Raw genomic sequence first — 12680 nt, 5'->3', positions numbered from 1 at the left:
CTAATTTATAACGAAACACCGCTGGGCTGGGGCAACTACCGCGCGTGTCCTACGTCATCCGGCGGGTAACCGCAGCTGCCGCGACATGCAGCTAGCCAAACGTCGGCAAGCGCCTGTTAGTGCACGCCCCCTGTTAGTGCACGCCGTTGAGCACGACCGGCTCGACTTTGCCATCACTCAGGTTATAACGCAGGCCGACGATGCCCATCGACTGGCGAATCAGCCCCTGCCCCAACCCCGGCGCGCGAGCCATCAGCTGGTACACAGTCTCGGTGATGTGCTGGCGCTCGACGTCCTCACGCGTAACAAGTCCACGCTTATTCGCCTCGGTCACCGACATCAACACGCGCTCGACGATGGTGCGCTGGAAACCGTTGGGCGCGGAACCGCCTTCGGCAAATTCCATGGTCGCGCGCACGGCCCCGCAGGATTCATGCCCCATGACCACCAGCAGGTTGACGTCGAATTTCTCGATGGCATATTCCACCGACGCAATGATCGAGCTATCAATGATTTGCCCGGCGGTTCGGATCACAAAGGCGTCGCCAAGCCCCAAGTCAAAAACCATTTCGACGGGAACCCGGGAATCCGAACACGAGAAGATGACCACGCGTGGCGACTGCCCGACACTCAACAGCGAACGGTATTCCGGATCCTGATTTGGCCGCTCAGAGCGATTAGCCATAAACCGCTCATTGCCCTCCCGCAGGGACTCCCACACGGCCTGGGGAGTCTTGGCCACATTCTGCATACTCACAGTTTCTATTTTGTCCTAAACTATCCGCGATGACGAATCATTCAGCACCCACCCCTGCTACCCCGCTTGCCGACGCTTCCGCCACCTCTGATGACACTCCTGCCACCGCTCTGTTGCCAGCGCTGCGCGGTTGGTTCGACGAGCATGGCCGCAACCTGCCCTGGCGCGCACCAGAAACCACGGCCTGGGGTGTGTTGGTCTCTGAGGTCATGAGCCAGCAAACGCCCGTCGCCCGTGTCGCACCACAGTGGCTGGAGTGGATGGATCGGTGGCCCACCCCGCAGGTTTTTGCTACCGCCAGCCAGGCAGATGTGTTGCGGGCCTGGGGCCGGTTGGGCTATCCGCGGCGGGCGTTGCGGCTGTGGGAATGCGCGCAAGCGATTGTCGAGAGGCATAATGGTGTGGTTCCGCGCGATGTGGATGAGCTGTTGGCGCTTCCCGGCATTGGGGATTACACCGCACGGGCGGTGGCGTGTTTCGCGTTTGGGGTGAACGTTCCTGTGGTGGATACCAATGTGCGCCGGGTGTATGCGCGTGCGTGGTCGGGACAGTTCTTGGCGCCGCAACCTGCGAAAAGGCAATTGGCTCAGGTGGGGGCTTTGCTTGCCGACGGCTCCGGCCCGCAAACCTCAGTGGCTTTAATGGAATTGGGCGCGCTGGTGTGCACGGCGCGTTCGCCGCGGTGTTCGGTGTGCCCGCTTCGCGCCGGGTGTTCCTGGGTGCGTGCTGGTTCGCCCACGCCGAGTGATTCAGAGATGGCGGCGCAGAAAAAGCGGGTGCAGAAATTCGCTGGCACTGACCGGCAAGTGCGCGGAAAAATCATGGCTGTGCTGCGGGAAGCTTCTGTCCCGGTGCCAAAGTCCGAGATTGATCTCGTGTGGCCGAAAGATGAACAGCGCGAGCGGGCTCTGCGATCTTTGCTTGCCGACGGTCTGGTGCGCGAGGTTACCGAGGGCGGCGAATTCGCGCTTCCGGATTAGAGCTGGGGTTATACGACAAAAGTGTGTCTGGTCGGGGCGTCGAACAGAATATGGTCCCGTTTTACAAATAGGCTCCCTGAAACCCGACTTTTTCGTTCACTATTTGCAAAACGGGACCATAGACATGATTACCGGCGATGGGGTACGCGGGTAACGAAGCAAAAAGCGGGGGGGGGATATGCGACAAAAAAGTGTGTCTGGTCGGCTTCGTTTTCGTTGTGGGGTTTATAAATGCGGCGTTTTTATCTCTTGAGCTGCGTCAACAACACCCACACGGACACACTTTTTGTCGCAGAACCCAGAGCTGCACTGCAATAACGGAAATAACGGAGCCCCGGGTGCTTACACTGGGATCTCGCCTAGAACCGACTCAAACTAGAATCAACCGAAACTAGAACCAACTAAAACTACAGATCACTCCTGTTAATCGAAGGGTGCCTATATGCAGGCGCCCCACAAAATGGGGTGCCGATAAAATAATAAGAAAGTGATTAATTCGATCTTTCCGTTTAAACTTGCCGTCATGTATTTTAAATCACCGTTTTCTAAACAAAAGAATAGTACCGGTGCCGATCGCACCACGCCCACTCGCACCGGCATGAGCAGCAGCGTCCGTAAAGGCTTCAGCTTAGCTGCCGCCAGTTTCATGGCCGCAGGACTTTTAGCTTCAGCTGGCACTTCCGCAGCATATGCCGATGAAGCAGTGACTCCTGATTCCGCCACCACCGCACCCGTGGCGTCCCCAGCTGGTCCAGCGCCAGGCACATTGCTAGACGCCACCCCTGCCCCACATTTACTCAACCTCGCCGGACCACAGCTTCCGGGAGCGGCACAGCGTATCCGCTACGCTTCTATCGACTCCAATGGTGCGCCCGTAGAGGTCACCGGCTACGTAATCGAACCCAGTAACCCATGGCGCGGCAACGGTCCCACCCCGACTGTGGTTATGGCCCCAGGCACGCGCGGCTCCGGTGACCAGTGCGCACCATCAGCAGCACCCGACCTTCTTTCCGCCCTCAACGTGCAACCCAATGCCAGCGGGCTGACCTATCTCAGCCTGAACGCTAATTACGAACTGCCGCTGCAGTATCTGGCCAATGCCACCGGCATGCGTATTATCAGCACCGACTACATGGGCATGGGCACACCCGGCCACCACACCTACGTCAATACTGAAGAAGAAGCCCACGCGGTTCTCGACGGGGCCCGCGCAGGGTTGCACGCTGCTGGCGCCCCGGCAGATTCCCCAGTCGGTTTCGCTGGGTACTCCCAAGGCGGCGGAGCCGTCGCTGCCGCTGCGGAATATCACGCTAGCTACGCACCAGAGCTCAACCTGGTGGGAACCTTTGCCGGTGCTCCACCGGCAGATCTACGCCAAGTCGTGGAATCCGTCGACGGCTCGTCCATCGTTGCCGCCCTGGGATACACCGTCAACGGTTACCTGGAACGCCACCCAGAGTTAGCGGCTTTAATCGAAGAAGAATTCAACGACGAAGGCAAGCGCTTTCTCAAAGACGCCGAAATCAGTTGCATTGCTGATGGCATGATCAACTGGGGCTTTACCAATACACGCACGCTCACCAACAGTGGTGAGTCATTCGCAGAAATCATTAACCGCCGAACTGAACTCGGCGAATTGATCGACGAGCAAAAACTTGGTACCCGTCCGTTATCTGCGCCAATGTTGGTTTCCAACTCAGATAACGACGATCTGATTCCGTATGCCCAAGCCGAGCAAATGGCACGTGATTATTGCGCACAAGGTGGCCAGGTGGAAATGAGAAGCACCCTCCTGCCGCTGGCACTTCCAGACTTCAAACCAGGCGTGAACCACACACTGCCGTTGTTTACGGATATGCCGCAGGGGCTGCACTACCTCACAGATCGTTTTAATGGTCTGGCCCCAGGAAACGATTGCGGAACGTTTTAACAGCCCTACAACTGGCTACCTAACACACAGCGTGCCAACGCGGCTTCGTGGAGATTCCGGTGGCTAGCCAACTCTAGCCAACTAGCTCATACAAAAACTGGCCTGTCCCTCATCATGAGGAGACAGGCCGGCGTCGTGTATTTATTTCTCTCAACCAGCGCCAGTATGGATAAGCGCCGGTCTAGAGATACACGCCAGGGTTTTACTGATCGCGCTGTGGCTGCGGCTGTGGCCCAGATGGGCCATCAGAGTCATCCGAACCACCATCGCCGCGCTCATCTTCCGGGCGCTCCAGCAATGCACCGGAGTTACCGGAGGTAGGTGTATCCGGGCTCAGCGTGTCTGGCTGACCATTCGGGTCACCAACGGTACCCGGCTGGTCATCTGGATTATCATCATCGGAGCCAGAGCCACCGCCGTTGTCTCCGTCGCCGCCCTTGTTGTCGGAATCAGCAGATTCATCAGCATCGTCCGAAGCAGTTGGGTTTTCTACTTCGCGAACGTCGTCTTCATCCAGTTCACCGAATTCTTCTTCCGGCAACGGCTTCGGACGTGGGCTGAAGGTGAACGTGCCCTTCTTCTTGTCTTTGTCGTCGAAATCTTCGACATCGACAGAGATAATTTCTCCGGCACCGAGCTCACCGAACAAGATCTTTTCCGACATTGGGTCTTCGATCTCACGCTGGATGGTACGACGCAATGGGCGTGCACCCAGCACAGGATCGAAACCACGACGAGCCAGCAGTTTCTTCGCGTTCTCGGACAGCTCGATATCCATGTCGCGGTCGTGCAGCTGTTTGGCAACGCGGCCAATGAGCAAATCGACCATTTCCACGATCTGGTCTTGCGTCAGCTGGTGGAACACGACGGTCTCATCAATACGGTTCAAGAACTCTGGGCGGAAGTGCTTCTTCAGCTCTTCGTCGACCTTGTTCTTCATCCGGTCGTACTGAGAATCCGGGTCGAATTCTGACTCGGAGGAAAAGCCCAAGCCAACAGCCTTGGAAATATCCGAGGTACCCAAGTTCGAGGTGAAGATCAGCACGGTGTTCTTGAAGTCCACCTCACGGCCCTGGCCATCGGTCAAACGGCCTTCTTCCAACACCTGCAGCAAGGTATTGTAGATCTCTTTGTGTGCCTTTTCGATCTCATCGAACAACACCACGGAGAACGGCTTGCGGCGAACCTTTTCGGTGAGCTGGCCGCCTTCTTCGTGTCCGACGTATCCCGGAGGGGCACCGAACAGGCGGGATGCCGTGAAGCGATCGTGGAACTCCGACATGTCGATTTGGATCAGGTCATCGTCGTTACCGAACAGGTAGTTCGCCAGCGACTTCGACAGCTCCGTTTTACCCACACCGGATGGTCCTGCGAAGATGAAGGAACCGGATGGACGGTTTGGATCCTTCAAACCTGCACGGGTACGGCGGATCGCACGGGAGACGGCCTTAACGGCTTCGTCCTGCCCGATAATGCGCTTATGCAGCTCTTCTTCCATGTTGAGCAGCCGGTTGGACTCGGCCTCGGTCATGCGGAGTGCAGGGATACCAGTCCAGTGCGACAGAACATCTGCGATCTGGTCTTCGCCGACCTCGGCGATATCTTCCAGATCGTTTTCACGCCACGCCTTTTCCTTCTCTGCACGCTCTTCATTCAGCTTGCGTTCGCTCTCGCGCAAACGTGCAGCCTTTTCGAAGTCCTGGCCATCAATGGCAGCTTCCTTGTTGCGGCGCACCTCCGCAATGCGCTCATCCACCTCACGCAAGCTATCCGGAGCAATCAGGCGCTTGATGCGCATGCGTGCACCGGCCTCATCGAGCAGATCGACGGCCTTATCTGGCAAGAAGCGGTCATTAATATAACGGTGTGCCAGCTTCGCGGCGGCTTCCAAAGCGTCGTCGGTGTAGGAAACACGGTGGTGTGCCTCGTACTTATCGCGCAGCCCCTTCAGGATCAGCACGGTGTCTTCCAGCGAAGGTTCTTCGACCTTGACCGGCTGGAAGCGACGTTCCAGAGCAGCGTCCTTTTCAATGTGCTTGCGGTATTCCTCCAGCGTGGTAGCACCGATGGTCTGTAGTTCACCGCGAGCCAGCTTCGGCTTCAGCAGCGACGCAGCATCAATAGCGCCTTCTGCGGCACCAGCACCGACCAAGTTGTGGATCTCGTCGATGAACAAAATGATATCGCCGCGCTGGTTGATCTCCTTCAGCACCTTCTTCAGGCGTTCTTCGAAATCACCACGGTAACGAGAACCAGCAATCAACGACCCCAGGTCCAGCGAATACAGCTGCTTATCTTTCAGCGTTTCCGGCACCTTACCGTTCACAATATCCAGGGCCAGGCCCTCTACGACGGCAGTCTTACCAACACCAGGCTCACCGATCAGCACTGGGTTGTTCTTCGTGCGACGTGAGAGCACTTGCATGATGCGCTCAACCTCAGAATCACGACCAACGACTGGGTCTAATTTGCCTTCTTTGGCGGCCTGGGTGAGGTTACGTCCAAACTGGTCGAGCACCAGCGAGTTGGAGCGGTCGCCTTTGCCACCGCCACCGCTTCCGGATCCGCCGCCCATCGATGGGCCAGCACCAGCGCCAGCCAGTCCGCCACCACCAGGCGCCGACGATGATCCGCTACCGGAACCATCTTGGTTGCCGCCTTCGTAACCAGACAACAACTGAATAACCTGTTGACGTACACGTGGCAGGTCAGCACCCAGCTTGGTTAATACCTGCGCGGCTACGCCTTCGCCCTCGCGGATCAGACCCAGCAACAGGAATTCCGTGCCAATGTATTTGTGCCCCATCTGTAGGCCTTCGCGCAGCGAAAGCTCCAGGACCTTCTTGGCCCGCGGAGTAAATGGGATATGTCCGCTGTGCGGCTGAGAACCTTGGCCAATGATCTCTTCGACCTCTTTGCGGACATCGTCTAAGGAGATTTCCATCGATTCCAGGGCCTTAGCAGCAACCCCTTCACCTTCGTGGATCAGACCGAGCAAGATGTGCTCGGTACCGATGTAATTGTGGTTAAGCATGCGAGCTTCTTCTTGCGCCAAAACGATGACGCGTCGAGCTCGGTCCGTAAACCGTTCAAACATGTGCTCTGAGTTCTCCCTAACCGATTTGCGTTATGTTCCACCCACCATAACGCGCAATTATCACCGCACCTTCCCGTTTTGCGAATCGATTCCCACAAATCAGGCAAATTCCCTGCATAATGGCCTGTTCGCCTGTAGCGAACGCCCCGTTGGAACGCATTCTTACAGCAAAAACGGCGTCCGGAGTGGAGGCAATCCGAACGCCGCTTGTGTTTCACGCAGCTAACAGGCTGCTAACAGGCAGCACCTAGCTGGTGGCTAACACGCACTAACAGGCCGCTAGCAGACAGCTAACAGGAACACGCCCTAGCGGCAGGCCTTTACGGCAGACCCTAGCGCGCGATGGTGACTGGCTCTTCACCCAAGCGCGCCTTTGCGACGTACTCGACTTCTTCGTCCAGCTCCGTTGCCGCACCGCGACGACGCGAGGCGTAGATAACCAGCGACAGTCCCGTCGACAAGAGTGCGAAGACCAGCAGGCCACCGAGTCCGCCCCAGAAGGTGGCGTCGTACAGACCATCAGTTGCGCGCATAAACGCATCGCGGGTGTAGCTCATTGGGTGGAAGCTGTGCAGCATCCGCAGTGGCCCCGGCGTGGTGTCCAGCGGCCAGATACCACCGAAGACGAACAGCCCCAGAGCAAACAGACCCAGCGAGAATACGCCACCGTACATGCGGCCAAACAGGATGCGCAGGAACTGGAAGGCAGCCGAACCGGTGATCGCGGTCAGCGCCAGCACACCGATGGTGACAGCCCAGTTATCCGGCGACCATCCCAGTGCCACGGAGAATCCCGCGAAAAATCCGATCACCGCGAAGTTCACCAGAGAAATCAGCCCCAGCGCACGTAGGACCGGACCCAACACGGTGTAGCTATTGGCACGCTTGCCGACGATATGTGGCAGCAGCATCGACAGCAACGCCATGGCCAGGTAGCCGAAAACGACGATCACCAGGATGGCCGCACCAGCAGTAATGTTTTTGACCGTCGGGTCAGATTCATCAGCCACAGTCTGGACTGGGTGCTGGTTGGACGCAGTGAAGTTGATCGGCACCGCGATATTCGACGCAGAATCTTCCGGTTTGGTGATATTCGGTGCCTTAGCAGCGCCTTCGGCAAGTTTGGTCGACAGCTGACTCGTACCGTCTTTCAGGCGGGTCATGCCGTCCATCAGCTGGCCACCACCGTCGTTGAGCTGCGTGGTTCCGTCTTTCAGACGCCCCACACCGTCAGTCAACTCGCCGGTACCCGCGTTCAGGCGGGTCGCGCCATTATCCAACTGGCTCGCACCATCTGCTAGGCGGCTAACACCACCGTTGAGCTGGTTGATTCCGTCATTCAACCGATGAGCACCGTCTTGCAGGCGAATCACGCCAGACCGGTACGGGGCATTCGGATCAGCCAAGTTGTAATGCAGCTGGCCGGTGCCTTCCCGCAAACGGTTGAGCTGGTTGACCATATTCTGTTGATTCGCAGGATCCAGTCGGTTCACAATCCCCGCCAGTTTTTCAGCTTCGGCGTGCGCGCCAAAGGTGTGCAGCAAGTCGATAATCGGTTGCATATCCGGCAACGCGCCCTGCACCTGCTCCAGCAGCGGCAACAGCATGCCGGTCAATTGGTTTACACCGGCATCGATCTGGCCAGCACCGTCGGCAAGCTGATCAGTACCATTAAGCAGCTGGTCCGTACCGTTAGCCAGCTGGGTGGATCCATCCTGCAGGCGAGCTGCGCCATTGCTCAGTTCGCCGACGCCGTTGCGCAGGCGCGTCGTACCAGCTTTCAAGTCTGAGGTTCCCTGGTGCAAGCGTCCGGCACCATCTTGCAGGTCAGAAGCCCCCTTATCCAACCGCGATATTCCATCGACTGCGCGCGTACCGCCATCCTTTAGCTGACCAGCACCTTCATCCAAACGGCCTGCACCCTCGGCGGCTTGATTCAGCCCGTCACCCATGCGATCAAGACCAGCGATAACCTTGTCGGCATATTTCTTGGAAATCGCATTGGCAACGTTGCTTTGCACCTGCGGGATCAAACTATTGGTGATCACCGCACCGTTGGTGCCGTAGAAGTCGTTTTCCGCGAAGTGGATATTCGGCTGTCTCGGGTTATCGCTGATGATCGTGACCGCGTCATCAGAAAAATCTTTCGGAATCGTGACCACGAATAGATAATCACCTCGGGTTAGCCCCTTATCACCCTGCTCTTTGTCGACTTCCGAGAAATTCAGATACTCGGTTTCCAACAAACCTTCGACGACCTGATTACCGTAATTAATGTATTCGCCGTCGCGCTCGACGCCTTCGTCTTCATTAACCACAGCCAATGAAACATCGCGCAGGTATTTCGATGGGTCCCACATCGCCCACATGAACGTCGCCGCACCCGCCAACGGCAGCACGAGTGTGAGCACCACCAGGATGCGTGGGATCGTCGATTTCGGGCGCCAATCGAGCAGCTTGTGCCACAGGTTTTTGTTCTGTGCAGCGTGTACGCCCGACTGCGCACCCGTGCCAGCCGACGTGGCTGCGCTATGCGCCGTGCTGTTCGCAGCGTTGTTCGCAGCGCTACCCGCAGTGTTATCAGCAGTGCTCACGAGAAGACACCTCCACTAAATGTCTATGAGAGTGCAGTACCCCCGCTAGCACCACTGCGAGATTCCACGCCGGTGTTGTGCTTGGAGGCTGACTCAAAATTGCTTGGAAAACAAAAAATAATCGCTCGCAAGACCGAAATTCCACGAGTCTTTATTAGTATAGTTTCCCTAGCAAATTCGTTTGGATTTTATAAGCCATCACACAGAGTTTTTGGGTTTGTGATGTGAAACACCACAGTATATGATGATTAACTATTTGGCTAATCAACGCAGAAAAAACACCCACCCCACTCCGGGTGCATCCCGGCGGGAATGGGTGTTATCTAATGCGCAAGCTCAGCGCGATGAGCTACATCTATGGTGTAGCGATATAGCGGGTATCCAGGTACTCGTTAATACCTTCGGCACCACCCTCACGGCCAAAGCCAGATTCCTTGATACCGCCGAACGGTGCGGCAACATCAGAAACACCGCCACGGTTGATGGCCACCATGCCAGCATTTAACTCATGTGCCAGACGCTCAGCGGTGTGCACGTTTTCGCTATAGCCATAAGCCGCCAAGCCCACCGAGGTGTTATTCGCAGCAGCAATAGCATCGTCCAAGTCAGAGTACGTGGTGATAGCCACAACTGGTCCGAAAATTTCCTCGTGCAAGATAGCCGCGCCAGCCGGGATATCGGACAACACGGTGGCTGGGTAGAAATAACCTTCGCCTCCTGGCATTTCACCGCCGGTGTGCACGGTGGCACCGGCCTTGCGGGCTTCATCAACCAGTTCAGCGATACCGTCGCGCTGCGCCGTAGTAATCATTGGGCCCAAACCGACGCCCTCATTCAGGCCATGACCGGTGCTCACCTGCGCCAGCTTCTGCGTAATACGACGGGTAAACTCTTCTGCCACATCCTCGTGCACAATGAAGCGGTTAGCCGAAACACAAGCCTGTCCACCATTGCGCATCTTCGCGGCATACGCGCACTCCAGCACGCTATCCAGGTCTGCATCCTTATGGACAACAAACGGTGCGTTGCCTCCCAATTCCATGGAGGTACGCTGCAGATTCTTCGCCGACTGCTCAACTAAAATCTTGCCGACGCCGGTGGAACCAGTAAAGGTGATCTTACGCAAGCGGGCATCCGCCATCAGTTCGCTAGACATCGCGGACGACTTCTGCGTCGGCACGATAGAGATCACGCCAGAAGGCACATTGTGCTTCGCGAATACCTCCGAGATGACCTCACCGAGCAGCAACATGGTCAGCGGGGTTTCCTTGGCAGGCTTAACGATCATGGTGCAGCCCGCTGCCAGAGCAGGAGCAATCTTGCGGGTAGCCATGGCAAACGGGAAGTTCCACGGGGTCACAGCCAAGCATGGGCCGACTGGGGTGTGGGTAACGCGAATGGTGCCAGCACCCGATGGCGAAGCGCCGTAGTGGCCGTCAATGCGCACCGCTTCTTCCGCGAACCACCGTAGGTATTCCGAGCCGTAGCCGACCTCGCCTTTCGCCTCTGCGAAAGTCTTACCCATCTCCAGGGTCATTACCGTGGCGAAATCGTCGGCACGATCCTGCACGGCGTGGTAAATATCCATCAACACATCCGCGCGCTGACGGGCAGTGAAATCCTTAGCCCACGTGTCCTGGACGCCGTCGGCAAGATCCAAAGCCTTCATCCACTGCGAGGAATCCGCATTAGAGACCTGCGTTAAAACCTTGCCGGTGGCTGGGTCTTCCACGTCGAAATTAGCGCCGCCGACGCCGTCGACCTGCTCGTTTCCCAACCAAATCTTGGTGGGAAGGTTATTAATCAATTCAGTATATGGTGCGTAATCGAAACTCATACTCACACTCTACGCGCGAATCTGGGTATGAGTTTCGTTACGCAACAGTTGCTTGTGGCCGACGCATAAAAAATGTGATGGGAATGATCGCCGTGACCATCAGTGCAGCGACCACGAAGGCCGCACGCACCCCATCCGAGGTCGCGGCTGCCTCGGCCAATCCTGCAGCTAGCCCCGAATCCGTGCCGCGGGTCAAAATCACCATCAACAATGCGGTACCAGCGGCAGCTGCCAGTTGCTGCAACGTCGTCAAGATCGCCGAACCATGGCTATAGAGTTCACCGGTCAATGAGCTTAAAGCGGTGGTCATCATCGGCGTCATCAGCAGACCAAACCCGAAGGCGAAAATCACATGGAAGGTAACCAAGTGCCAGACCTGCGTCTCAGTACCGATGGTGGTAAACAGCCACGTACCAGCGGCCATCAAAAAAGCGCCCGGAATCATGATCGGTTTCGGGCCCACCGAATCATAAACACGTCCGATGATCGGCGACATCACCGCTTGGATCACCCCACCCGGAAGTACGATCAAACCGGCGGTACGCGCACCATCACCCAGTCCGTTTTGTACAAAAAGTGGCAGCATAGTCACGGTGCCGATCAGAACGGCAAAGGAGAATAGCGCGATCACCACCGCCAGGGAGAAATTGCGGATCTTAAAGGGTCGCAAATCCAATAAAGCCTGGCCCTTTTTACCCAGCCGCACCTGGCGCAAGGCAAAAACCACCAACGCGATAACCGCAATGACCAGCAAACCAACCAGCATGCCAACGTTATCGCCGCTATCCAGCGCAACTTCTAACGACGACAGGGAATAAACTGTGCCGCCGAACGCCACCACCGATAATGCAACAGACAACAGATCAATCGGCTGCGTCGAGTTCTCACCGACGTTAGAAAGCAGCTTTGCCCCCAACAACAACACACCAACCAACAACGGCAGCATGCACAGAAAAATCGCGTGCCAGGTAAACGCCTCCAAGATGACACCACCGACGGTTGGGCCAGTCGCTGGGGCGACCGCGATCACAACACCGATAAAGCCCATCACGGTTCCACGGCGCTCCAGGGGCACCATCTGCAACATCACCGTCATCAGCAGCGGAATGATCAACGCAGTCCCTGCAGCCTGCACGATGCGGCCCAGCAGCAACACCACAAACGCCGGTGCCACAGCGCCCATGATGGTGCCGACGATGAACAGCCCCACCGAGGAAAAGAAAATTTGCCGGGTGCTAAAACGCTGAATTAAAAACCCCGTGGTGGGAATAATCACGGCCATGGTGAGCATGAAAACCGTGATCAACCACTGCGCACTGGCCGCGTTAATACCAAAATCCCGCATGACCGCAGGCAGCGCAACCGACAGTGAGGTCTCATTCAAAATCATCACCGTCGCAGCCGCCACCAACGTAGCCAACACGGCAACGACGTCCGACGGGATCTTTTCCGGTTGCGCATTAACTCGGTTTTCACTCATATCGT

Annotated in this window: 7 protein-coding genes; 2 read left to right on the top strand and 5 right to left on the bottom strand. The window is 56.9% G+C overall.

The window, feature by feature from the left end:
• Positions 1 to 133: 133 nt before the first annotated feature.
• Complete coding sequence (locus QP888_RS04345) at positions 134 to 751, bottom strand: carbonic anhydrase (RefSeq protein ID WP_284812422.1); 618 nt, start codon at positions 749 to 751, stop codon at positions 134 to 136.
• A 35-nt stretch (positions 752 to 786) separates the two neighbouring features.
• On the opposite strand from QP888_RS04345, the gene QP888_RS04340 reads away from it, so the two are divergent.
• Positions 787 to 1737 carry an iron-sulfur binding domain-containing protein gene (locus tag QP888_RS04340; RefSeq protein ID WP_284812293.1) on the top strand — a complete coding sequence of 317 codons (951 nt, stop codon included), beginning with the start codon at positions 787 to 789 and terminating at the stop codon, positions 1735 to 1737.
• 523 nt (positions 1738 to 2260) lie between these two features.
• Positions 2261 to 3667: a lipase family protein gene (locus QP888_RS04335; RefSeq protein WP_284812292.1), complete on the top strand. Its 1407-nt coding sequence runs from the start codon at positions 2261 to 2263 to the stop codon at positions 3665 to 3667.
• A gap of 202 nt (positions 3668 to 3869) precedes the next feature.
• Here the strand turns inward: QP888_RS04335 and QP888_RS04330 are convergent, their stop codons facing one another.
• From QP888_RS04330 to QP888_RS04315, 4 genes are all read right to left on the bottom strand, one after another.
• Positions 3870 to 6764, bottom strand: a complete 2895-nt coding sequence (locus tag QP888_RS04330; RefSeq protein WP_284812291.1) for an ATP-dependent Clp protease ATP-binding subunit — start codon at positions 6762 to 6764, stop codon at positions 3870 to 3872.
• A 332-nt stretch (positions 6765 to 7096) separates the two neighbouring features.
• Positions 7097 to 9358, bottom strand: a complete 2262-nt coding sequence (locus QP888_RS04325) for a YhgE/Pip domain-containing protein (protein WP_284812290.1) — start codon at positions 9356 to 9358, stop codon at positions 7097 to 7099.
• 355 nt (positions 9359 to 9713) lie between these two features.
• Positions 9714 to 11195 (bottom strand): NAD-dependent succinate-semialdehyde dehydrogenase, encoded by a 1482-nt coding sequence (locus QP888_RS04320; RefSeq protein ID WP_284812288.1) that lies wholly within the window; start codon positions 11193 to 11195, stop codon positions 9714 to 9716.
• Positions 11196 to 11232: 37 nt separating this feature from the next.
• A complete protein-coding gene (locus QP888_RS04315) occupies positions 11233 to 12675 on the bottom strand; it encodes an MDR family MFS transporter (RefSeq protein ID WP_284812287.1) in 1443 nt (480 codons plus the stop codon).
• Positions 12676 to 12680 lie beyond the last annotated feature (5 nt).

It is taken from the genome of Corynebacterium sp. MSK297, from assembly GCF_030232885.1.
Classification (GTDB): domain Bacteria; phylum Actinomycetota; class Actinomycetes; order Mycobacteriales; family Mycobacteriaceae; genus Corynebacterium.
Note: the sequence above shows the minus strand (reverse complement) of the source record. Positions and strands in the feature narration are given on the sequence as shown.